Here is a 20,633-nt window from a genome sequence, read left to right as displayed (position 1 = left end):
TGAAAGGGGAAAGGTGAGATTTCAATAATTAGTTATTATTAATTCTTTATATTTCTGTTTATCCTTATGCTCCTTCGATACTGAATAGTTTACCTCTACTTCCTTTATGTTAAAATCTTTGTACCATTCTCTAGTTTTTTCATGGTCATTTATTGTTAATAGAAATTTACCTTTTAAACTCATTAGCTTTTCTCTAAGTAATAAATGTTCTTTTTCTCCAAATTTAAATCCATAACCTGTGGTTTCAAAATAAGGTGGATCTACAAAGAAAAAGGTATAGTCTCTATCATATTTATCTATTATCTTTTCAAAGCTTAGGTTTTCTACATAAGTATTTCTAAGCCTTTCCTTTAAATCTATTAATACATTCTTATAAAATATCTGTGGTTTTGGTTTAGAAGTAGTACCATACCCATAATGATTTCCTTTACCTCCGAAAGATTGCGTAATTAAATATAAAAACCGTACCGCTCTATTTATTTCTGTTAGATACTCAATTGTACAGTTTTTATACTCTTCAAACATATCTCTACCACTAAACTCATACTCTAACATTCTTTCTATTTCAGGTGCATGGTATTTAATCATTCTGAATAGGTTTATTAATTCTCTATCTATATCATTTATTACTTCAACTTTAGAAGGTTCTTTTCCAAAATATACCCATCCAGCACCAAAAAATAATTCTACATAACATGTATGATCTGGTATCATATCTATAATTGTTTTTCTAAGTCTACTTTTTCCTCCCATTCTACAAATAGGTGGTTTTAACATATTAAACATCTCCTTTTTAAGTATTGGGTTAATATATACACACCGCCCACCACATTAAAAAGGAATAATAACAAAATCCCACCTATGGGGTAGGTGAGATTCCAACAACCGATTTTGATATATCCTTTATTCAATTTAATCCACAATAACATAGTAACATATATAAATATAAAAAACAGTGCCAAAACAGGTAGTTTTTAGGTAATTTTCAGGTACTTTTTGATTTTATGATGTTTTAAACCTACTATAGTAAGGTTCTAATATTCTAATTAATAATTCTAATGCCTCTTTATTCATCTTCTTTAATCCCTCATAAGTAATATAATTCTGCTGCCTAAACCTATCATTGAAACTTATCTCTATATCTCTCCAAAACATATTTTCAAAATACTTACACTCAATTATAAATCTTTCTTGCCTGGTCAATGCTCCTAAGGCTCCGTTAATTTGCTCTAATTCTATTTGGTATGGATAAATCCTTGATTGATCGTCTTTTATCCATTGTCTTAGTGTTTCTATAGCTTCTTCTTTATCTGTTATTGCCATTTCTACTGGTGATACTTTACTTCCTGTTCCCTTAGGCATTCCTGGTTCTATTGGTGAGCCTAAAAATATATGTGTAAATGATTCTGGATTGCTGATTGCTTCTTTATAATTTTCTATCCTAGCTAAAGTAGTTTCTACCACTGATTTTTTTCTTCGATAATCTCTTAATGCTCTTTCTATTACTTTTATGTCCATCTCTATCCCTCCCATACAATACCATAGACGTGGTATTTTCCCTGAAAATCTTCAATACCAATATCGTGGTATTCAGAATGATGTACTCTACATAAACACATTTTTCTATATTCGCTATCATCTACCTTTTCCCTATCTCTTCCCATACCTATAGTATCAACATGATGAATTTCTCCCTCCCTGCCGCAGACACAGCATTTCTTTTGCTCTAAACATATTCTTAAGTAACTTTCTATATCATCAAGCCCTTCAATTGGATTTTCCTTTAGTGGTATTCCTGCTTCAAAACATAGCCTAATTAAAAATTCTATATAGTCACCTGCTAGATCCTTGCTACAGTTACTTAAACTAAAATCCTCATATTCTGTTGCTCTAATAAAGCTAGCTTTAGTATCTTCTTTCAACTTTTCTATATTCTCGCCTGTATAAGTTTCCATATCTCTTAAAATTCCATAGATTTTCTTTCTTTGTTCTGGTGTAATCTGCTTTAATCTCTCTCGTTGTTCCTTCTCATCTATTAGCAGTTCAACAATGATAGGCTTATCCATGAAATTATATATATGTTTCATTACTTCTATAGTCTGTTTGTCATCTATGGCCAATGTTATTTTCATGCCTTTTTTAAGTGTTTTTATATTATCTATCTCGCAATTAAATTTCATATTCTGCCTCCTCAATAAAAAAGGACACCAGTTCAACCTGTTAAGGTCAATCTAGTGTCCGCTGTCTAGGTACAGTAGGACTTTGTATATACAGTGTATATACTTATATGTTTTTATTGCATATTATACTTGTGATGTGTATTAAACTTCAATTTTCTTCAATTTATTTATTTGCTCTATAGTAAGATTTATGGGTATTGGCTCATCCGAAATAAATATATCTCTTTCACCTTGTTTTTCTATTACATCTTTAGCACATTTTAAAGCAGTATTCCTATCTTTACTGCTTCCCCAAACTGACCAATAGCCTTCTTTATCATCTTTAAATAACCAACCTAATTTATAATCAGTAGGTAAAATTTTATCTCCTTTTCTTCTTGCAACTAATAATGCTAATGCCATATCTTTTGTCCTCCTTATTGCATATAAATAACAATTTACGTCTCAATATACCTTCTTTCTATTTTTCAATTTATACTCAACATTCAATTGTCCATCATGATTCTTTATTTCTATATTGAAGAAATCTAAGCTATTCATCTTTTCAGCTGTATCTATTATTTCGTCTATGTAGCATATCATTTCATTTTTTAAATTCTGTTTTTTTGCTTTATTATATTGCTTGTTTATCTCCATAGCTGCCCCTCCTAGCTCACCATCTCGTATAATTTCTTTTTAGTGGATCCTGGTATCAATTCCCCTACAGTGACAATATTCTTCTCTTCCTCATAAAACTTTATAGCCATATCTCTATATTTCTTGAATAATTTAAAGTCTCCGTTCAAGTGTTGTATAACCGCTCTGGCACAATATTCTATAGTTTTCATTTCTCTCCCTCCAATGCTTTCTCGCAAACTTGGTCGCATTTACTTTCACAATATAAACAACATTTCTCACAATCTCTTACCTCTGCATACTTTTTATATTTTATTGCTTGCATACAGAATCTTATGACTTCTTCTTCGCATTTCATATTCATATCCCCCAATATGTTTTTAAACTATTCAGTATCTGCAAATAATTCATGTGTACCATCTTGAAGTTGTTTTTCTTCCTCTGACATTTCATATCCTATTTTTGTAAGAAAATCATACACTTGATCAAGCCTTTCACTGGCGCTATATGTCCCATCCCAATTACTGTAATAGTTTAAGTATTTTTCGTCCATTACGCTATATGTGGCTATCAATAGAGATAATTCTGGTTTCCTATTTATTTCCGAAGCCATATCCTCTCTTTTAATGTCTTCTTCATTTGTTGTTAGATTTAGTAAGTCAGATATGTTTTTGTAGGATGACCTGATGTAGGTTCTTGATAATTGTGTAATGAGTTCCTCTATTATTATCGCAATGTGTTCTTTGGCTTTAATGTTTGAATAATTTTTTATAAATTCCTGTCTTAATTCATATGCAGTTTTTGATAGTTCTTCTAACTTTTTTAATTTTTCTTCCTCAAGCCTTGCTTTTTTTTCTTCTTCCTTATCGTCTTTTTCATCGCTAGTCTGATCCTTATAATATAGAATTATATAGTCATGTCTTACACAATAGAAGTACTCTACTTCATCTATATCTTCTGGTACTTCAAACTTGTCACTAGGCCTTCCGTAGTATGCATCTTTGTAGTTTAAACCTGTAGTGTCTTCTATTTCAGTAGCGAACTTCTTTACTTCTTCAAGGATTTCGTTAAATTTTTTCTTTCTTTTCTCATCTTCGATGGCTCTTTTTAATGCCCAGTCAAAATCGCTAGTCCCTACCTTCTCTAATACTTCATTTCTTAGTTCTATGTTCTCTATTTTTTCAAGTTCTACATAGTCCATGAGAGTGGCTCCACGCCCAACTGATTCTTTTAATTTATCCTGATCTAACTCTAGGAGTTTCATTCTCCTTCTAACTGTTGTCTCTGAAAATCCTGTTTTCTCTGAAATTTCTGCTACAGTTTCACCTAAATCTAACATCATCTGAAAGCCTTGAGCCTGTTCATATACCGTTAGGTCGCTACGTTGTATATTTTCTAAAAGCATAGTGGCGATTTGTGTTTTGTAGTCCATATCTGATATTGCACAGGGCACTTCTGTTAATCCTGCAAGTTTAGCTGCTGCTAATCGCCTATGCCCTATGACTACTCTGTATCCTATTCCTTCTTGTTGCGGGACTATAGTTAAATTCTGTAATATCCCACTTGTTTTTATACTCTCTACCAATTCTTCCAAGTCTCCTAAATCTTTTCGTGGATTATCTGGATGTGGATGTATTTTACTAATCTCAATATATCTAATCATGATTTACCCCCCCTATTTAATTGCCCTTATGTTAAACATATCTAATTGTTTAGCTGCGGGTTCTAATTCTTCCCAAAGAATATCGTCATCTATTAGATTCTTTATTTCCGCTTTCGTACTAGACCAATCTTTGCCTAATGTAGCAACCATGTTGTCCCAATCTTCAATATCGTGTGGTTGTAAATCTCCAAATTGATCTATATGTCTAAGTTCATGATAAATCAAAGCTACTATCTGTTCTCTACTCATTCTTTCAATGAAATAATTCCTTGTTTCTAGGATATAATCGTATCCACTCATGTCTGAAAATTGTTTATTGGCCTTACTTATTCTTGCTTGCCAATGTCTTTTTGGTTTTATGCTATCTGGCTTTTCCCATTCCATGTCTTCTATAAAAAGTATGGATTTTGGGTTTATGTGTCCAATTTCCGGAAACTTTTTTATTAATTTTTGTGCTATTGGTCTATAAATCCAGTTTTTAATCCAATGCTTGTCTCCAAATCTAGCATTGTCTAGTTTTCTTATATGTTTTAGTTTTCCCATATCTTCTAAGTTGGTATAAATTATATGGTATCCTCCTGTAAACTCTTTTTCTTCTAATATCTCTCCTGTATCCTTATTAAGGATTTGCAATTTTTTCATAGCCATCTTTTATCCCCTCCAGATAATCTAATATTATTCCATCTCTTGAATTTAATTGTTTACAATTACACTCAAATTCACTAAGAGGTATGCTTCCAAACCCTCTTTTACCTCTGTTTTCTTGATACTGCCTCCAGTACCAGCCCAATGTTATCCAATCTAGTCTGTATACTGCATTTAACTTTGTAAAATATATGAGCAAGAAGGTTATTCCTCCATGTTTGTTCCAATTTCCCATAAAACTAATTTGGTGATTCTGTATGTTGCTAAGAGGAAATCTTGTTTCTTCTTTGGTTTCTTTTGCATCAAAAGCTATAGGTACTCCTTCATATACTCCTATGTAGTCTAGTGTACTTTTTTCTTCGTAATATGCTGATACTATCTTTTTCCCTCTTCTAATTGGTTTCATTGGTGTAGCTATCTTCTGGATTAAGGCTATCCCTTTTCTCTTATATGATAGATTCGCTAAATTTATTATTTCTTCAAACCCATCTCCTCTGTGATAACTCATTTGCATCTCTCCTTATCTAATTAAAATACTGCTATAGATATAATTTCTTAACAATGTTCCTTTAATTAGTTTTCTCCACCTTCTCCATGCCTTCATTGCTTAATTCCTCCTTTGCCTTATCTGTGGCTTTTATATATGTCCACTCCGGATTTTCTCTTAACAGTCTAGCAGCTTCTCCTACTGCTGCAGTTATTCTCTTTTCATCCATATCCTTGCCCCCTTTAAAATAATTTTGCCTAAAACCGTTAACATATTGTTATATTTTTCATAATATATATTGAAACCATCAAGAAACACTTCTGTTCAAGTCTCTTTAATTGAACCTCATCTAAAATATTTAGCCTGCTCTAATAATGCTTAGGAGGTGCCTATTATGAGTGATTTATTAGGTAGAAAAGGTTGTGAAAATGATAGCTCGTTACTATTCTTTTTCTTGTTATTAGTAGTTCTTTTCTGTAATTGTGATATGTTTGGTGGAAGGTGTTAGTTTTGTATTAATCGGGGTTCATCCCCGATTTTTTTATAGCTCTATCCCACTTTCCATTCACCTAGAAAACCTCTATCTCTGCTATAGAACCTCCCACAGTACGTACAGACTAATGCTTTATATTTTCGTTTTTTCATGTCTATCAATTTTACCTCTACCATCTTGCTATTACACTTGTGACAAAGTTTCAATTTCATCCCTCCTAGGTAATGATTTCATATCCTCCAGGATAACTAATAGAACCTATAATGCTTGTTTATACAGCCTATAGTTCAGTTCTCTCCCTTCAAACTCCATAATATGACCTTCGCACATATCAAGTATTCTACTGTTTAACCCTTCATCTAAATTCAATAACCGTTCCATACAGAATTCACTTGATATAATCATTGGAGCCTGTACCAAATATCTGTGATTAATGATCTCAAACATAGCTCTTTCATCTGCATCGTTGAGATGTTCTGCTCCTGTCCTGCTCCTGTAAGTTGCACTTTTATATAGGTCATCTATCAATAAAACTTTTGCATTTTTATATTTGTTGATCTCTCTAACATAACTTTCCTCGTCTGCTGTAACTTGTTTAATTCTAGTTATCCCTTCCCTGTATTGCATGTATCTAACGCCAATACCCTTACTCATTAACTCGTTAGCTATAGCTATACTTAAATGTGTTTTTCCAGATCCTACTTGTCCTAAAAATGCTATAGAATTGTTTTTGGAATCCTTGATGTTACCAAAATTCTTAACATAATCTATGGCCATTTTTTTAGCTATAGCTATAAATTTATTTTTTGCTACAAAGTTATCAAAGGTTTTACTTAAAAAAGCCTCCGATATCCCAGATGATTCAAGAATCCTTTTGTAATGCTTGGCTTCCCTGCACTTACAAGGCCTAGAAGAAGTTATTAATCCATCATCATCGTATATGTCAATCCATTCAGTATCTTTGCATATCTCACATTCATACTCCTCATCATCCTTTGAAGAGGAATTTGCTTTTATCGAATTTAACACCCTGTTTGCTATTTCCTGGAGTTGGTCCATTTTTGACAACCTCCTTTTTAATCTGTTTTTTCTCCCATTCTTCATTGAAAATAGGCATAAAGTAGCTAAAAGAATTTATTGTCAGCCGTCCATTTCTAGCCTTGTTTTCTTCAGATGCAGTTTTCATAACCTCTATGATAAAATCAACATCTCGATATTTTTCATATGCATCAACTATGTCAGCTAAATCTTTCCCATTGCATATAGTTCTTTTTCGAATTTTAGTTAGATAGTATCTTTCTATTTTTTCAACTGGATTAATCTGTTTGGCAGGATCGGCACCTGCTCGGGCGACAGAATTATTGCTTCCAGTTTCTGACTGTCCATCCTCTATGGTAGTAATAGTATCTTTCTTTATATTGTCTTTATATTGTCTTTCTTGGTAAGCTAATTCGCTTACTGTAGCGTAAGCTTTTTCGCTTACTCTACTGTACGCTAATTCGCTTACTGTATCCTTTTTAATCAACTCTATGCCATCGATTTTCCACTCTGTATACCTCTTATTAAAACTCAATCTCCTTGAAGAATTAAAATCAGCTTCTTTAACCACAATAATTACATTGCTGTCAATTAATTTATCTAACTCTCTTTTAACCTGCTGCTTATTACAATTTGTAGCTTCTGATAAAAAATTAAGAGAAAACTCGCTATCCTTCCTATTAAACCCATAAGTATATCTCCACATAACCATTAAAATCTTAAATTGTGTGCCATTAAACTTTGCTTTAGAAACAACTTCTAATATCTCATTCGCTATCCTTGTATATCCATCTTCAAGTTGTGGACCTTTCAAGCATATCACCTACTTTGGAGACCAGGAGCATAAAGCTCCTAGTCTAAAATGATTTATTATCTTCACCATCTGAGTTGTTCCATGGTAAATCTGGGTTATCTACTATAAAATCATCGTTAACTTTAGTGCTATCCTCTATCTCAACTTCTGCTTCGATTATTTCTCCTGGATCATTGTCTACATAGTCGTATTCATCCTCATTTCTTATTACCGCTTGGTCTGCTTTTATAGCTTCTAATAATTGCTGATTTGGTGTTTGCATTTCTACTGATAGAATTCCCCATTTGTTTATCATATTTTTAATTACAGTTTTTTTACACATATCATCTAAGTTGTCCGACCACATTCCTGATTTATATTTTCTATATTGAGCAGAGTATTTCGTAGCATGATTTAATAAACTATCTACAGTCCAGTAAACCTTTTTCTCAAACCCATTTAACAGAGAAAAATATCCTGCATATCCTAATACTCCTTTGCCTTCCCTTTCTTTTTCGTCTTCAATGAATTCAACTTCTAGTTCCTCTGTAAGAGGATTCCAACTCTTCAATTCTCCTTCTCTTATGTCTATTACATTAATATTTCTATACATGCCTGTCCTTAAAGCTAGCTGAATATAACCTTTATATCCTAATTGAAATTGACATTCCTTATATCCTTTTTTGCTATTGTAATAAGGCACTAAATATGCAAATCCAAAGTTATCTTCTATTGGTAAATCTAATATTGCTGCTTTTAATGCTGATTGAATAACTGTATTTGGTTCACATTCTCCTAGTGCTGCATTACTGTTTACTGCACTTATAATGCTACTCATAAACTGAGGTGCTCGGCTCCCTAATACCTCTCTAAATCTTTTTTGATATCCTTCAACATTTAATAAAGATTTAACTGTATGATTTTGTGTGATACTATTATTTTTATTTGCTATCTTATTAGTCATATTGAAACCCTCCTATCTAATTCTTAACGATTTAGTTTGTTTCAACTCTGCTCCCGGGACTTCTTCTCCATTCTTCAGAGCTTCTAGGATATCTTTCTTAACTATTGACTTTGTATATTTGAAAAAGTCTTCAGGAATAGCATTTTCATCTATTATTTTTACACTTGGAGCATTGTTTTGAATTGCTACTGTAAATAAGGGTGTTTTAACTTTATCTATCTTCATAGTTTTTAATTGCATTTCTAAGTAATTCTTTATATTTTTCTGCTTATTTTCTAAAGTCTTTCTTCTATTTGCTAGTCTTTTTTCTTCTGCTTTTAATGTTTCTATGTCCCCATCTATACTTCTAATTAATTTAGCCATGTTTTCAGCCTTAGAATTAATATCCCCTTCAATTTGATTTAGTGCATTTTCCAAAGTTTCTGTACCCGTTTCATCATCATTGATTAAGTCTTGAATATTTCTATACATTTCTGCTAACTCATATAATTTAAACATCTATATAGCCTCCTTATATTCTTGAATTTCTTTTACTTTCAACTCCATAATTCTTTTGAATATCCTATATTCTAAACTAGATTTTATTTTAGTATGCTTTCTTAACTCTCTAACTGATTCCTGAGCTTCTATAATTGCTTTCCTTAGATCAGTTTCATCCATAGCATAAGTTTCATTGAATATTAAGGTCAAAGCCCGTGCTGAAGCAAATGCTATCTCGTCTTCTACAAGTACTACGTTATCCTTGTATCCTTTTTTAATTGCATTTTTATATGTCTGTTCTGTAATCAATTCCCATTCCATCATGCCATCACTTTTATTTGTATAAGCTTTCAACTTAAGATAAAACACTTGTCCTTCAATAATGTACTGATAATATCTACTCCATCTAAGTTTAAAGCTTCTATGTCTTCTCATTTTCATTTCCCCTCCAATATGGTATAATTGATTAAATAGTATTTTTTAATGCTGTTGACCTTTTCAAGTTGCCGCTTGAATTGGTCTCTTTTTCTTTATAACGCTTTATCCTGTGATATATATTTGAATCTGTTGAACCGTATATTTCTGCTATTGCTTTATATGTTAATCCCTGATTTCTCATTGCTATCATGTCTTTTACGTCTTCATCAGTAGTAGCTTTTATTACTGATGTATTTTCAATTACTGCAAATGCCTGCTCTGGTGTTGCTATATCCTCTCGTAGTATTGCTATATACATTGCTGCTATGTTGTAACGTAAATCCAAACTTGTCTCTGCCTGCATACTTATTCACCTCCTAGCTTGTCCAAAATTCAGTTTCAGATAATTTTACTTCTATTTCTTTATCAAATTCGTCTGTACCTAAAATTAAGTAATCTTCCTCTAATTCAAATATTGGCACTATTTCTTCCACATAAAGGTTAAGACTATCTAAAATTACATCTTCTTCATTTACGATATAGAAGTCATATATTTCTCCTACTTCTATTGAACTGACCAAGTAATTTAATGTGAATTCTAGATTTTCTTTAGAAATAGCTTTTTCATATCTTTTTCCTAAATATTCTTTATCTTGGTTTAAAAATATTGATTTTATCAATCTATTTACCTCCTCACATATCCTCTTCGCCTGCACTTTTCATTATGTTCTGCTATCATTTCCTTCATGTCTATAAACTTGTTTAATGCAATCTTGAAAATCTCTATAGTATGTTCTGTATCTAGTAATTCATGGATATTAGACTTAAGTCTTTGAATTTCTGTTTCTGTAAAATCTTCCTTTGTTTTTTTATTAGTGATTAGTACTAAAGTTTCTTCTAATACTTCGTGAGATTCCCTATGTTCTTCTAATAACTTTAATGCTATATTGCTAAGATTAAGATCTACAGAATCTAAGATTTCATAGCTATAAGCCTGTCCTATTGCACAACAGTATTTGCAGTATTTCTGTGTCAGAAAAGGTTCTTTATATAAATCAGCTAATTCTACTACCATTCCCGGTGAAGGATCTCTTACTCCTCTTTCATAACAACCTAAACTTTCTGTGCTTATTTCTATTCCTTTAACTGCAAGTAGTGAAGCTACATTATCCCTGGTCAATCCTTTATTCTCTCGTGGTGTTTGATAATCAATTACGTAGTTTGAACTCATTCAAAATCCTCCTTTCAACTGTTATAATTTAATTAATGAAGTAAAACTAAGCTGATTTTTTAGATTCTTTCATTTTCTTTTCTACCTTCTTTAACTCTTCCTGCAATTTAGAAGGTAAATCCTTAGCCTTGCACGTAAAGGCTACCAGTCTAATCTGTTTCATCCTTTCCTTTCCCTCCCTTCCCTTTCTTATCTATATTTTGAAAACTGTGCTTCCCATTTTTCATCTCTAATTCTCTGATTTAGTTCCTTTACTTTTTCCAATTCTTTTTCTTCATCAATAGTCTTAAAACCTAAATTATCGGCACCTTCAATTAGATCTGATAAGTCTCTTTCATGCCCAGTTAAAGCTCGATTGATTATGTCTAATTCATTTAAAGTAAATTCAATTTTTATACTATCCATGCTTTCCTTCCTCCCTTCATTCAATTAAATTCCCCCTTTCATTGAACGTGTCTTAAACTTTCTATTAGTAGATCTAAATCCTCAGGCTCTAAGCTCCTATATAAAGCTGTAGCTAGAGCCTTGCAAACTCTTTTGTCATATTCTTTTTGCTGCTCTTCGTTAAAAGGTGCATTTATAATTTCACAGTTTAATAAGCTTGGTTTTCTTTTTCTTGCCATGTTATTTCCCCTTTCTTTTATTAGTACCATGTTCCATCAGGTGCATAGTGTAGCCATTCTCCATTCTTGAATGTTACTTTAAGGTTCCTACCTAATGGCTTTACACTCACTGGAGTCCAATCCTCTTTGTAATCAGTCCCCACTCCTGCCTTATGCTTTGCATTCGTCATTATCAACAGTTGTTGTTGAGCTACTGTTAGCTTTTTAAACCCGTTAACATTTTCCACCTTACTCACTTCCTTTCCACAATTTACTTCTTTTTTTGAATCTGTTTATGTGAGATAATTTATTTATGCTGACTGGTTATCGTTGCCTTCTGGGACATTTGAAATTAAAAAAATATCATCATCTTCTGTTTTTAATACTTTTTTTATTTTTAATGCAACAGCTAATGAAGGATTTTTATCTCCAAGCTCTATATTTGTATAGGTAGTCCTTGCAATACCGACTTTTTTAGCGACTTCCTCCTGGGTTAAACCTAAATGTTTTCTTTTTTTTATCATATTGACTCTCATCTTATCACTCCTCTCATTGTCCCATATGGCAACCTTTCACTTATAATTATAGTCCCATTCAGTAACATTGTCAAGCGTTTTTTAAGTTATTATTTTATTTAGGGACATGTTCTTTAATTTGTTTATTTTGGGGACATTTTATTATACAATATAATTATGAAACTGAGGTGATAGCTTTGAATTTTGCTTCAAGATTAAAACAGCTAAGAAAAGAACATAATTTAACACAAGAAGAATTAGCTCAAAAGATTTCAAAAACTCGGTCCACTATAGCTGGCTATGAAACTGAGAGGAAAGAGCCTGATTATGAAACCCTTATCACATTATCAAAATATTTCAATGTTTCAGTAGGATATTTGCTTGGTGAAACCAATATCCCCCATAGATATGAAGAAGCTGATGAATTTCTATCTAAATTAAAAGCAGAACTTAATAATCGTGGTTATGATTTTGACGGTAAATCTGCTGAAGAACTTGCTGAAATACTATCAATTGCATTAAAACTGATGGATAAAACCAAAAGCAACTAACCTACTGGCTAACTGCTTTTGGTTTCTTTATTTATAATAATATTAGCAATGTCATTTATCAAATTATCCTGCTCTTCTTCTGTTAAATTCTCAATCAAACTTTGAATTTTGATTTTTATGTAGCCTATATCCTCCACCACTATGCGCCCCCTTTATGAATTATTACAGTGGCGAACGTATGTTTAATTACATTATAGCAAACATTTGTTCTTTATGCAATATCTATTGTGTTATTTATATAATATAAAATCGTTCTAAATCCGTCAACCATGCAGGTTTGATGAGCATTTGTATATGTTTAAAAGCCACAATATATATATTTAGTTGCCATAATATATATAAAAACAGTATCACAAATAATGGCTATAAATACACATTTGTTATATTGTACCAATTTGTCGGTATTTGTCGATAAGTTTTTTTAAATATATTAATTAAGGAGGCTTTAACATGAAGGAATTTTTAAATTATATTCCAGGATTTAGAAGTAATAAGATTTGGAAAAAGATAATAGCAACAATTTATTATTTCATTGCACTATTAGGTTTATTTGATGGTATTGGAATGTTTTTATTTTTATTAGGTATGCCTTTTATTGTTTTCTCTATAGCAGATGTACTTAAATCAAGAAAAGGCAATAAATCATCAAAAACAGCCATCATAACTCTTATTATATCGTTGGTAGTTACGTCAACAGGCTTTGCAATGATTGAGCCAGCCGAAACCAACATAGCTGATAAAGAAGAACCTGCAGCAGTAGAAAAGGCAAAAGAGGATGGGCCAGAGAAAGTTAAGAAGGTAGAAAAAGAGCCCGAGGAACCAGAAGAACCTAAAAAAGAAACATTTCAAAAATCAAGAGACTTAAAAGTACACTACATAGATGTTGGACAAGGTGATAGCATATTAATTCAACTACCAAATGGACAAACAATGCTTATTGATGGTGGACCAGGAAAGCATGCACAAATAGTTATCGATTATTTAAAAGAAGAAAAGGTAGAAAAGATTGATTATCTTGTAGCTACTCATCCACATGAAGATCATATTGGTGGATTGCCTAGTGTAGTCAATAGTTTCAATATAGCTAAAATTTATATGCCTAATAAAACCCATACTACTAAAGCCTTTGAAGACCTTTTACTGGCTATTCAAAACAAAGATAAGAAAATCACTATTGCTAAAGCTGGAGATTTAATACTAGACAAAGAAGGACTGAGTGTGAAAATATTGGCTCCTGAGGAAAATCTAAATGATAATAATTTAAACAATAATAGTATAGCGCTAAAATTAGTTTATGAAAACAACAGTTTCTTATTTACTGGTGATATTGAAACTGCCATAGAGCAATCAATAGTGAACAAAGGTTACGACATCAAATCAGATGTATTAAAAATAGCGCACCACGGAAGCAATACTTCTACTACTAATGAATTTCTTAATAAAGCTGATCCAAAATACGCAGTAATAACCTGTGGTAAAGGCAACCAATATGGCCATCCTCATCAAGCAACAATAGACAGACTAGAAGCTAAAAACATAGAAATATATAGAACAGATTTAGATGGAATTATCATAGCTACATCCGATGGAGAAAGGATAACATTTGAAAAAAAGGCCAGCACTGTTAAAGAAAATGCTCCGCCCAATACTACTTCAGCCCAAAGAAAAGAAACTACCCAAAAAAAGTCTACCAAAAGCGATAATAAACAAAGTAGTTCTCCTACCACTAGTCCTTCTAAAGAAAGTAGTGAAAGATCTGAGCCTAAACCACCAGTAACTGATAATGTCGAAGAGGTATATATAACAAATACAGGCTCTAAATATCATAGAGGAAGTTGTGGATCATTAAGTAAAAGTAAAATACCTATTAGTTTAAAGGAAGCTAAGAACCGAGGATATGAGCCATGCAAACGATGCAGCCCGCCACAATAAATAACTATAACAAAAAAGCTGCCTTCTGGGCAGCTTTTTTTATACTCAAAATTAGGTTGCTTTGCCTTCTGATTACATCTTAATTTGTTTATGCTATAATAATAAATAAACATATGTTTTGAAGGGGGATATTTATGAAAATTGCAATCTACTCTCGTAAATCTAAATTCACTGGTAAAGGTGATTCTATAGAAAATCAAATAGAAATGTGTAAAGATTATGCATTTAAACATTTTGAATGCAGTGAAGAGGATATAATCATTTATGAAGATGAAGGTTTTTCAGGAGGTAATATTAATAGGCCCAAATTTCTTAAAATGATGCAGGATGCTAAAGATAAAAAGTTTGATGTTCTTATATGCTATAGATTAGATAGAGTTTCAAGGGATGTGGCTGATTTTTCTAATACTATAGAAGAATTAAATGATCATAATATTGCTTTCGTATCGATTAAAGAACAATTTGACACTAGTACTCCTATGGGCCGTGCAATGATGTACATAGCCTCTGTTTTCTCCCAGCTTGAACGTGAAACCATAGCAGAACGAATTAAGGATAATATGCTAGAGCTTGCAAAGACTGGAAGATGGCTAGGAGGTATCCCTTCATTAGGATTTGAAACAAAAAAGATAACGTATTTAGATGAAGAGTTTAAAGAAAGGTCTCTTACTGTCCTAGAGCCTGTAAAAGAAGAAATGAAAACCGTTGAATTCTTTTATGATAAGTATTTAGAATTAGGTTCTATCCACAAGTTAAGAAAATATTTAATCCAAAACGATTTTAAAACAAGAAATAGATCCTATTATTCTAGCAGGGCTTTGTCCGATATACTGCGTAATCCAGCTTATGTTAAAGCTAATGAGAAAGTTGTTGAATATTTAGAATCCAAAGGTATTGAGGTTGCTGGACAGGATAGGTTAAATAACAAAAAAGGAATATTGGTATACAATAAAACTAACAAAAATGGTATACAAAATAATATAGATGAATGGATAGCTGCAGTTGCTAAACATGAAGGCTCTATAAGTCCAGAAAAATGGTTAGAAGTGCAATATAAACTTGATAAAAACAGCATTAAAATTCCAAGAGAAGGAACTTCTAGTGTTGCATTATTAAGTGGAATTTTGAAGTGTAAATACTGCGGATCTGCTATGAATGTAATGTATGGAAGAAAACGTAAAGACGGTACTGCTCCGCACTATTATGTCTGTAACCTTAAAACTATTTCCGCCAAGGATAAATGCGATAATAATAATGTTAATGGGATGGATATAGAATATACTGTTATAAATAAAATATTGGCATTAGCTGAAAACAAAGATATGCTCTTAGAGGAACTAGAAGCCTTAAAAAAGAACGATAATACTTCTACTAATGCTAATCTATTAAGTGAGCTTAAAAACAAGAAAGAAAAGCTCCTAGAAGAAATAGATAACCTTGTTGGTGAAGTATCTAAGAGTGCTGTTGCAAGTAAATATATTTTACCTCAAATAGAATCTAAAGATAAAGAAGTAAAGGATCTAGAAGAACAAATATCAAAATTAGAAGATAAAGCTGAAAAAATAAATAAAGATGCAGAAAACTTTAACCTGGTAGTAAATAATATTATAAATTTTGCAGAAATAGCCAATACATTAGATAATAAGCAAAAGAAATATTTTATACAAACCATTGTAGAAAATGTGTATTGGGATGGAGAAAAGGAACTAGTTGGGATTAAAATATTTACTAGAAATATTGAAGTATCTAAGTTTTGTACCACTTCCAGTAGGACCAGTTACTAATATCATTCCATAAGGTTGTTGTAAAATTTTATCAAATATTTTCAAATTTTCTTCTTTAAAACCTAGCTCAGTCTTTGTAAACATAAAGTTACTTCTATCCAATAATCTTAAAACTATTTTTTCTCCATATACAGTTGGAATAGATGAAATACGCATATCAATTTCTTTACCATTAACTTTAGCCTCTACCCTACCGTCCTGAGGAATCCTTTTTTCCGCAATATCCATTCTACCCATTATTTTAATTCTAGTTACCAAAGCAGACAGACTATTGATTGACAGTTTCATAATTTCAGTCAAATCCCCATCTATCCTAAACCTAATCTTTATATCCGAATCCCAGGGTTCAATATGTATATCACTTGCCCTCATTTCTACAGCTTGTTCAATAATAGAGTTAATTAATTTAACAACAGGAGCAGCACTTACTTCTAGTAATTCCTCATCCTCCAAGTCATTGAAATCTTTATAATTATAAGTTTTAGTAAATTCCTCTAGAACTTTTTCTGTAACTTCTTTTCTATAATATTTATCTAAATTATTTCTAATGCTATCTTTATCAGAAATTACAGGTTGTATCTCATAATTAGTATATAATTTCATATCATCAATAGCAAAGATATTTAATGGATCTGCCATAGCTACCATAAGCATATTCCCTCTAATATCAATTGCTATTAAATCATACCTTCTAGCAATATTCTCAGGAATTTCAAAAACTACTTCTGGGTTTATTATAAATTTATCTAAATCTACATGAGGTATTCCTAATTGAAATTCCAAAATTTCTATTATATCATTTTTAGAAACATATCCTTCGTTGACTAAAATCTCACCAATCTTTTCATTACTTTCCCCTTGTCTATTTAGGGCTTTATTTAGTTGTTCCTTAGTAATCTTTCCAGAATATAGTAAAAGCTCTCCAAGTTTTAAATTCGATGTTTTCATCTTTTCACCTATTCATTCTATTATTTAATATATTATTCAACATAAGTTTCCAAAATCCTTTTTATTTTATTATAATTATAAGCATAATTATTGTCTTTTTTCCCAAGCCATATCTCCTGACTAAATAAAGCTTGATTTATTAGCATAGAGAGACCATTTATAGTATAATACCCTCTTGTTTCTGCCAGTTCTAATAACTTTGTCTTTATAGGTTTATAGATAATATCATATACAATTAAGTTATAAGAAAATCCATCTAAACTTATAGGGGTTATATTAACATTAGGATACATACCCACAGAAGTACAATTTATAATCATATTGATTCTGCCTTTTTCAATCTTTTTAAGTTGTAAATTATCATATTCCACTAGAACTTTTGGAAACTTATTTTTCAGTTTTATTGCTAGTTTTTTCCCTTTAGATAAAGTTCTATTACCTATAATTATCTTTTTAGTTCCTTCCATTGCTAAAGAGGTAGAAATAGCATTTGCTGCACCACCAGCACCTAAAATCAATATAGTTTTTCCCTTTATGTCAATATTTTCTAGCTCCAAAGATTTTATAAATCCAATACCATCTGTATTGTATCCTACTAGTTTTCCTTTTTCATTATTGACTGTATTTACAGCTCCTAAAATTCTTGCCTCTTTAGAGATAGAGTCTAAATAATTAATAATATTTATCTTATGAGGTAGGGTTACGTTAAATCCTTTAATATTTAAAGCTTTAAAATTTTTTACCACATTATCCAAATCTTTTTCTTCTATATTAAAAGTTAAATATATATTATTTTTCCTAATAATTTTATAGTAGTTATTATGAATTATTGGTGATAAGGATTTTGAAACTGGATTTCCTATTAGACAATAGACATCTTGATTCCATTCTGTATACATTGTATTTCCTCCTTAATTATTATTATATATTATATCAGATTTTAATTTTATTAATATATTATCATTTATGATATGATCTGTTATGATTGCTTATTCCTTCTTTTTTACATATAACTTAAAAATTAGCCTTAATAAAAAATCTTAAAAAAGCAAAAATAGATATAGGAGGTGAACATTTTGAAAAAAAATAAAATTTTATTTTTAGCTGTTGTTCTTGCCTTAGTGTTAGCAACAATTGGCTGTACAGTAAATCGACCAGGAACACAAACTCGAATAGGTCGAGAAACCCCTAACAATAATATGGGTTTAAGAAGAAACAACAATATGTTAGGTATGGATAGAAGAAACAATAACAATTTAGTTGGAATCGATAGAAGGAATATGGATAATATAACGAATATGGATAGAACCACTCCTAATAACTTAGCTAGAAGAAATACAGATCTAGGACCAAATACTACAACAGATATTTCACCAAGAAATACAAATAATACTAATAATATGTCAACAAGAGCAAATGCTATTGCTAAAAGAATAGCCAATTTAAATGAGGTAAATAGATGTTCAGTATTGTTAAGTGGAAATACGGCAATAGTAGGAGTTGATATGAAGAACAATTTAGAAGGTCAAATGACTACAGATTTAAAACAAAAAATAGAAAATACTGTAAAAAATATGGATAATAATATTACAAATGTAAGCGTAACAGCAGATCCTGACTTATTTACAAGAATATCTACAATGGCAAGGGATATTGGAAATGGAAGACCAATAACTGGGTTTGCTAGAGAATTTCAAGAAATATTAAGGAGAATTACTCCAGTAAAATAAATCCGGAATTTCCGGATTTATTTTACATATTACTTTACTTAAATACAAAATATTAAGGGTGAATATTATGAAAAAGAAAATACCATTACTTTTAATTTTGTTACTAAATATTTTTTTAGTTTTGTCAATAATATATCCTTTTTCCATTGCTGCTATTAATTTAAATAATAATCATAGTATAGTAGTTAATCAGGGTTCAAGAAGAGAAAAAGTAATTGCATTAACTTTTGATGATGGACCACATCCTAGATATACTAACGAAATTCTAGATCTACTAAAAGAATACGATGTAAAAGCCACCTTTTTCGTTTTAGGAAAGTTGGCAGAAGCATACCCCGATATTATAAAACGTCAATCGGAGGAAGGACACGAGATTGGTAATCATACCTATTCCCATATTAATACTGAAAAAGTCACTAAAGAAGAATTAATATGGGAATATGAAAAAACACAAAATATTATTGCTAAATTGACTAACAATAGACCTAAATTATTTAGACCTCCCTATGGTTCTTTTAATAATAATACTATTGATATAATAGAATCAAATGATTCAGTAATAGTGCTTTGGTCTGCACATCAAGATTCTAAAGATTGGAGTAACCCAGAGATCGATAAAATAGTAAGTACTACTCTCTCAAATATAAAAAATGGAGACATTATCTTATTTCATGATTATGTCTATTTTAATAAAAGTAATACAGTAGAAGCCTTAAAGAAAATTCTACCTGAACTAAAAAATAGAGGCTACAGATTTGTTACAGTTTCAGAATTAATAAATATGGAAAATTTAAATTTAGGTAAATAATTAATCCAGTTATTCACTGGATTTTAATTATTTAAAGCTCTATTTAGTTTTTCTATAGCACGTTTTTCTATTCGAGAAACATAAGATCTAGAAATACCCAACATGGCAGCAATCTCCCTTTGGGTTTTACAGCCTCCATCTACTAATCCATATCTTAGCTCAACAATTTTCTTTTCTCTGTCTTTTAGTACTTTATTAATAGCCTGATACAATCTTTTAGTTTGAAGTTTTAAATGTACTTCATCTAGTATATCGTCTGTATCAGTTCCTAATATATCTAATAGCGATATTTCATTACCTTCTTTGTCTATTCCTATAGGTTCTTGCAGTGATACTTCTCCCTTTGATTTTTTATTAGATCGTATTGTCATTAAGATTTCATTTTCTATACACCTTGCAGCATATGTGGCTAGTCTTGTGCCTTTATTAATATCAAAAGTTGATATAGCTTTTATTAGGCCAATTGTTCCTATTGAAATCAAATCATCAATATCTTTTCCAGTATTATTATATTTCTTTACTATATGAGCAACCAATCTTAAGTTTCTTTCAATCAATATATTTCGTGCTTTCTCATCTCCAGCAGCACATTTTTTTAAATAATATGCCTCCTCCTCTTTGTTAAGAGGTCTTGGAAATGAATTGGTATTAGAAACATACCCAGAGAATATTAAAAAGGGTTTCATTAACCCTCCTAAAGAAAAAATCCATTGAGTAATCATAAAGGCACCTCCACTCTCCCCATACTAAAGTATAT

General features: G+C 31.1%; 33 protein-coding genes. 5 read left to right on the top strand and 28 right to left on the bottom strand.

Annotated elements, in window-relative coordinates; genetic code table 11:
- Positions 1 to 21 precede the first annotated feature (21 nt).
- From C3E89_RS12740 to C3E89_RS12625, 24 genes are all read right to left on the bottom strand, one after another.
- Entirely contained in the window at positions 22 to 777 is a 756-nt protein-coding gene (locus tag C3E89_RS12740; RefSeq protein WP_236913320.1) for a DNA adenine methylase, read from the bottom strand.
- Positions 778 to 1,002: 225 nt separating this feature from the next.
- Positions 1,003 to 1,518 carry a hypothetical protein gene (locus C3E89_RS12735; protein ID WP_236913319.1) on the bottom strand — a complete coding sequence of 172 codons (516 nt, stop codon included), beginning with the start codon at positions 1,516 to 1,518 and terminating at the stop codon, positions 1,003 to 1,005.
- A gap of 2 nt (positions 1,519 to 1,520) precedes the next feature.
- Entirely contained in the window at positions 1,521 to 2,180 is a 660-nt protein-coding gene (locus tag C3E89_RS12730; RefSeq protein ID WP_236913318.1) for a putative HNHc nuclease, read from the bottom strand.
- A 141-nt stretch (positions 2,181 to 2,321) separates the two neighbouring features.
- Positions 2,322 to 2,582: a hypothetical protein gene (locus C3E89_RS12725; protein ID WP_236913317.1), complete on the bottom strand. Its 261-nt coding sequence runs from the start codon at positions 2,580 to 2,582 to the stop codon at positions 2,322 to 2,324.
- A gap of 42 nt (positions 2,583 to 2,624) precedes the next feature.
- Positions 2,625 to 2,816, bottom strand: coding sequence for a hypothetical protein (locus C3E89_RS12720; protein WP_236913316.1), 192 nt, complete (start codon positions 2,814 to 2,816; stop codon positions 2,625 to 2,627).
- Positions 2,817 to 2,827: 11 nt separating this feature from the next.
- Positions 2,828 to 3,007, bottom strand: coding sequence for a hypothetical protein (locus C3E89_RS12715; RefSeq protein WP_236913315.1), 180 nt, complete (start codon positions 3,005 to 3,007; stop codon positions 2,828 to 2,830).
- A complete protein-coding gene (locus tag C3E89_RS12710; RefSeq protein WP_236913314.1) occupies positions 3,004 to 3,153 on the bottom strand; it encodes a hypothetical protein in 150 nt (49 codons plus the stop codon). The genes C3E89_RS12715 and C3E89_RS12710 overlap by 4 nt, the downstream gene beginning before the upstream one ends.
- A gap of 27 nt (positions 3,154 to 3,180) precedes the next feature.
- On the bottom strand, positions 3,181 to 4,458 hold the full coding sequence (locus tag C3E89_RS12705; RefSeq protein WP_236913313.1) for a ParB/RepB/Spo0J family partition protein: 1,278 nt from the start codon (positions 4,456 to 4,458) through the stop codon (positions 3,181 to 3,183).
- A gap of 12 nt (positions 4,459 to 4,470) precedes the next feature.
- On the bottom strand, positions 4,471 to 5,106 hold the full coding sequence (locus tag C3E89_RS12700) for a putative metallopeptidase (protein WP_236913312.1): 636 nt from the start codon (positions 5,104 to 5,106) through the stop codon (positions 4,471 to 4,473).
- The gene (locus C3E89_RS12695) at positions 5,078 to 5,611 is read right to left on the bottom strand and encodes a Holliday junction resolvase RecU (RefSeq protein ID WP_236913311.1); all 534 of its coding nucleotides are present in this window, start codon (positions 5,609 to 5,611) and stop codon (positions 5,078 to 5,080) included. Before C3E89_RS12695 ends, C3E89_RS12700 begins: the two co-directional genes overlap by 29 nt.
- A 61-nt stretch (positions 5,612 to 5,672) precedes the next feature.
- A complete protein-coding gene (locus C3E89_RS12690; protein WP_236913310.1) occupies positions 5,673 to 5,819 on the bottom strand; it encodes a hypothetical protein in 147 nt (48 codons plus the stop codon).
- A gap of 320 nt (positions 5,820 to 6,139) precedes the next feature.
- Complete coding sequence (locus C3E89_RS12685; RefSeq protein ID WP_236913309.1) at positions 6,140 to 6,289, bottom strand: hypothetical protein; 150 nt, start codon at positions 6,287 to 6,289, stop codon at positions 6,140 to 6,142.
- A 52-nt stretch (positions 6,290 to 6,341) separates the two neighbouring features.
- Complete coding sequence (locus tag C3E89_RS12680) at positions 6,342 to 7,142, bottom strand: ATP-binding protein (protein ID WP_236913308.1); 801 nt, start codon at positions 7,140 to 7,142, stop codon at positions 6,342 to 6,344.
- Complete coding sequence (locus C3E89_RS12675; RefSeq protein WP_236913307.1) at positions 7,072 to 7,935, bottom strand: replication protein; 864 nt, start codon at positions 7,933 to 7,935, stop codon at positions 7,072 to 7,074. The genes C3E89_RS12680 and C3E89_RS12675 overlap by 71 nt, the downstream gene beginning before the upstream one ends.
- A 43-nt stretch (positions 7,936 to 7,978) precedes the next feature.
- Entirely contained in the window at positions 7,979 to 8,878 is a 900-nt protein-coding gene (locus C3E89_RS12670; RefSeq protein ID WP_236913306.1) for a recombinase RecT, read from the bottom strand.
- 12 nt (positions 8,879 to 8,890) lie between these two features.
- Entirely contained in the window at positions 8,891 to 9,376 is a 486-nt protein-coding gene (locus C3E89_RS12665; protein ID WP_236913305.1) for a siphovirus Gp157 family protein, read from the bottom strand.
- On the bottom strand, positions 9,377 to 9,793 hold the full coding sequence (locus C3E89_RS12660; protein WP_236913304.1) for a hypothetical protein: 417 nt from the start codon (positions 9,791 to 9,793) through the stop codon (positions 9,377 to 9,379).
- A 31-nt stretch (positions 9,794 to 9,824) separates the two neighbouring features.
- Complete coding sequence (locus C3E89_RS12655) at positions 9,825 to 10,139, bottom strand: hypothetical protein (RefSeq protein ID WP_236913303.1); 315 nt, start codon at positions 10,137 to 10,139, stop codon at positions 9,825 to 9,827.
- A 13-nt stretch (positions 10,140 to 10,152) separates the two neighbouring features.
- Positions 10,153 to 10,455 carry a hypothetical protein gene (locus tag C3E89_RS12650; RefSeq protein ID WP_236913302.1) on the bottom strand — a complete coding sequence of 101 codons (303 nt, stop codon included), beginning with the start codon at positions 10,453 to 10,455 and terminating at the stop codon, positions 10,153 to 10,155.
- A 5-nt stretch (positions 10,456 to 10,460) separates the two neighbouring features.
- Positions 10,461 to 11,006 carry a helix-turn-helix domain-containing protein gene (locus C3E89_RS12645; protein ID WP_236913301.1) on the bottom strand — a complete coding sequence of 182 codons (546 nt, stop codon included), beginning with the start codon at positions 11,004 to 11,006 and terminating at the stop codon, positions 10,461 to 10,463.
- Positions 11,007 to 11,195: 189 nt separating this feature from the next.
- Positions 11,196 to 11,435 carry a hypothetical protein gene (locus C3E89_RS12640; protein WP_236913300.1) on the bottom strand — a complete coding sequence of 80 codons (240 nt, stop codon included), beginning with the start codon at positions 11,433 to 11,435 and terminating at the stop codon, positions 11,196 to 11,198.
- Positions 11,436 to 11,449: 14 nt separating this feature from the next.
- A complete protein-coding gene (locus C3E89_RS12635; protein WP_236913299.1) occupies positions 11,450 to 11,629 on the bottom strand; it encodes a hypothetical protein in 180 nt (59 codons plus the stop codon).
- A 20-nt stretch (positions 11,630 to 11,649) separates the two neighbouring features.
- Positions 11,650 to 11,856 (bottom strand): hypothetical protein, encoded by a 207-nt coding sequence (locus tag C3E89_RS12630; protein WP_236913298.1) that lies wholly within the window; start codon positions 11,854 to 11,856, stop codon positions 11,650 to 11,652.
- A gap of 63 nt (positions 11,857 to 11,919) precedes the next feature.
- Positions 11,920 to 12,144: a helix-turn-helix transcriptional regulator gene (locus C3E89_RS12625; protein ID WP_236913297.1), complete on the bottom strand. Its 225-nt coding sequence runs from the start codon at positions 12,142 to 12,144 to the stop codon at positions 11,920 to 11,922.
- Positions 12,145 to 12,320: 176 nt separating this feature from the next.
- On the opposite strand from C3E89_RS12625, the gene C3E89_RS12620 reads away from it, so the two are divergent.
- On the top strand, positions 12,321 to 12,674 hold the full coding sequence (locus tag C3E89_RS12620) for a helix-turn-helix domain-containing protein (RefSeq protein WP_236913296.1): 354 nt from the start codon (positions 12,321 to 12,323) through the stop codon (positions 12,672 to 12,674).
- An 8-nt stretch (positions 12,675 to 12,682) separates the two neighbouring features.
- Here C3E89_RS12620 and C3E89_RS13375 read toward each other — a convergent pair whose 3' ends face one another.
- Positions 12,683 to 12,814, bottom strand: a complete 132-nt coding sequence (locus C3E89_RS13375) for a hypothetical protein (protein WP_272876624.1) — start codon at positions 12,812 to 12,814, stop codon at positions 12,683 to 12,685.
- A gap of 310 nt (positions 12,815 to 13,124) precedes the next feature.
- Between C3E89_RS13375 and C3E89_RS12615 the strand changes: the two genes are divergently transcribed.
- Positions 13,125 to 14,606 carry a ComEC/Rec2 family competence protein gene (locus C3E89_RS12615; RefSeq protein ID WP_236913295.1) on the top strand — a complete coding sequence of 494 codons (1,482 nt, stop codon included), beginning with the start codon at positions 13,125 to 13,127 and terminating at the stop codon, positions 14,604 to 14,606.
- A gap of 134 nt (positions 14,607 to 14,740) precedes the next feature.
- Positions 14,741 to 16,390, top strand: a complete 1,650-nt coding sequence (locus C3E89_RS12610) for a recombinase family protein (protein ID WP_236913294.1) — start codon at positions 14,741 to 14,743, stop codon at positions 16,388 to 16,390.
- On the opposite strand, the gene C3E89_RS12605 is transcribed toward C3E89_RS12610, so the two are convergent.
- Positions 16,313 to 17,338: a GspE/PulE family protein gene (locus tag C3E89_RS12605; RefSeq protein WP_236913293.1), complete on the bottom strand. Its 1,026-nt coding sequence runs from the start codon at positions 17,336 to 17,338 to the stop codon at positions 16,313 to 16,315. The two genes, C3E89_RS12610 and C3E89_RS12605, sit on opposite strands and share 78 nt — an antisense overlap.
- Before the next feature lie 32 nt (positions 17,339 to 17,370).
- Complete coding sequence (aroE, locus tag C3E89_RS12600) at positions 17,371 to 18,237, bottom strand: shikimate dehydrogenase (RefSeq protein ID WP_236913292.1); 867 nt, start codon at positions 18,235 to 18,237, stop codon at positions 17,371 to 17,373.
- A 177-nt stretch (positions 18,238 to 18,414) separates the two neighbouring features.
- Here aroE and C3E89_RS12595 point away from each other — a divergent pair, with 177 nt between their 5' ends.
- Together C3E89_RS12595 and C3E89_RS12590 are read left to right on the top strand one after the other, a co-directional pair.
- Complete coding sequence (locus C3E89_RS12595; RefSeq protein ID WP_236913291.1) at positions 18,415 to 19,068, top strand: YhcN/YlaJ family sporulation lipoprotein; 654 nt, start codon at positions 18,415 to 18,417, stop codon at positions 19,066 to 19,068.
- Between the two features lie 67 nt (positions 19,069 to 19,135).
- A complete protein-coding gene (locus tag C3E89_RS12590) occupies positions 19,136 to 19,876 on the top strand; it encodes a polysaccharide deacetylase family protein (protein WP_236913290.1) in 741 nt (246 codons plus the stop codon).
- A gap of 23 nt (positions 19,877 to 19,899) precedes the next feature.
- Here C3E89_RS12590 and sigK read toward each other — a convergent pair whose 3' ends face one another.
- Positions 19,900 to 20,598, bottom strand: a complete 699-nt coding sequence (gene sigK / locus C3E89_RS12585) for an RNA polymerase sporulation sigma factor SigK (RefSeq protein WP_236913289.1) — start codon at positions 20,596 to 20,598, stop codon at positions 19,900 to 19,902.
- Positions 20,599 to 20,633: the final 35 nt, after the last annotated feature.

Origin of the sequence: Clostridium sp. Cult1 (assembly GCF_021655095.1) — a bacterium.
GTDB lineage: Bacteria > Bacillota > Clostridia > Tissierellales > Tepidimicrobiaceae > Schnuerera.
The sequence above is the reverse complement of the archived record's forward strand: the minus strand, read 5'-3'. Positions and strand labels throughout refer to the sequence as shown.

Excerpts from the sequence above, each read along its gene's own strand:
- C3E89_RS12655 (WP_236913303.1), bottom strand. The coding sequence starts at position 10,139 with ATGCAGGCAGAGACAAGTTTGGATTTACGTTACAACATAGCAGCAATG.
- C3E89_RS12590 (WP_236913290.1), top strand. The coding sequence starts at position 19,136 with ATGAAAAAGAAAATACCATTACTTTTAATTTTGTTACTAAATATTTTT.
- C3E89_RS12660 (WP_236913304.1), bottom strand. The coding sequence starts at position 9,793 with ATGAGAAGACATAGAAGCTTTAAACTTAGATGGAGTAGATATTATCAG.
- C3E89_RS12670 (WP_236913306.1), bottom strand. The coding sequence starts at position 8,878 with ATGACTAATAAGATAGCAAATAAAAATAATAGTATCACACAAAATCAT.
- C3E89_RS12625 (WP_236913297.1), bottom strand. The coding sequence starts at position 12,144 with ATGAGAGTCAATATGATAAAAAAAAGAAAACATTTAGGTTTAACCCAG.
- C3E89_RS12615 (WP_236913295.1), top strand. The coding sequence starts at position 13,125 with ATGAAGGAATTTTTAAATTATATTCCAGGATTTAGAAGTAATAAGATT.
- C3E89_RS12730 (WP_236913318.1), bottom strand. The coding sequence starts at position 2,180 with ATGAAATTTAATTGCGAGATAGATAATATAAAAACACTTAAAAAAGGC.
- C3E89_RS12725 (WP_236913317.1), bottom strand. The coding sequence starts at position 2,582 with ATGGCATTAGCATTATTAGTTGCAAGAAGAAAAGGAGATAAAATTTTA.
- C3E89_RS12645 (WP_236913301.1), bottom strand. The coding sequence starts at position 11,006 with ATGAGTTCAAACTACGTAATTGATTATCAAACACCACGAGAGAATAAA.
- C3E89_RS12680 (WP_236913308.1), bottom strand. The coding sequence starts at position 7,142 with ATGGACCAACTCCAGGAAATAGCAAACAGGGTGTTAAATTCGATAAAA.
- C3E89_RS12700 (WP_236913312.1), bottom strand. The coding sequence starts at position 5,106 with ATGGCTATGAAAAAATTGCAAATCCTTAATAAGGATACAGGAGAGATA.
- C3E89_RS12715 (WP_236913315.1), bottom strand. The coding sequence starts at position 3,007 with ATGAAAACTATAGAATATTGTGCCAGAGCGGTTATACAACACTTGAAC.
- C3E89_RS12720 (WP_236913316.1), bottom strand. The coding sequence starts at position 2,816 with ATGGAGATAAACAAGCAATATAATAAAGCAAAAAAACAGAATTTAAAA.
- C3E89_RS12740 (WP_236913320.1), bottom strand. The coding sequence starts at position 777 with ATGTTAAAACCACCTATTTGTAGAATGGGAGGAAAAAGTAGACTTAGA.
- C3E89_RS12695 (WP_236913311.1), bottom strand. The coding sequence starts at position 5,611 with ATGAGTTATCACAGAGGAGATGGGTTTGAAGAAATAATAAATTTAGCG.
- C3E89_RS12610 (WP_236913294.1), top strand. The coding sequence starts at position 14,741 with ATGAAAATTGCAATCTACTCTCGTAAATCTAAATTCACTGGTAAAGGT.
- C3E89_RS12665 (WP_236913305.1), bottom strand. The coding sequence starts at position 9,376 with ATGTTTAAATTATATGAGTTAGCAGAAATGTATAGAAATATTCAAGAC.
- C3E89_RS12635 (WP_236913299.1), bottom strand. The coding sequence starts at position 11,629 with ATGGCAAGAAAAAGAAAACCAAGCTTATTAAACTGTGAAATTATAAAT.
- C3E89_RS12605 (WP_236913293.1), bottom strand. The coding sequence starts at position 17,338 with ATGAAAACATCGAATTTAAAACTTGGAGAGCTTTTACTATATTCTGGA.
- C3E89_RS12710 (WP_236913314.1), bottom strand. The coding sequence starts at position 3,153 with ATGAAATGCGAAGAAGAAGTCATAAGATTCTGTATGCAAGCAATAAAA.
- C3E89_RS12705 (WP_236913313.1), bottom strand. The coding sequence starts at position 4,458 with ATGATTAGATATATTGAGATTAGTAAAATACATCCACATCCAGATAAT.
- C3E89_RS12735 (WP_236913319.1), bottom strand. The coding sequence starts at position 1,518 with ATGGACATAAAAGTAATAGAAAGAGCATTAAGAGATTATCGAAGAAAA.
- C3E89_RS12690 (WP_236913310.1), bottom strand. The coding sequence starts at position 5,819 with ATGGATGAAAAGAGAATAACTGCAGCAGTAGGAGAAGCTGCTAGACTG.
- aroE (WP_236913292.1), bottom strand. The coding sequence starts at position 18,237 with ATGTATACAGAATGGAATCAAGATGTCTATTGTCTAATAGGAAATCCA.
- sigK (WP_236913289.1), bottom strand. The coding sequence starts at position 20,598 with ATGATTACTCAATGGATTTTTTCTTTAGGAGGGTTAATGAAACCCTTT.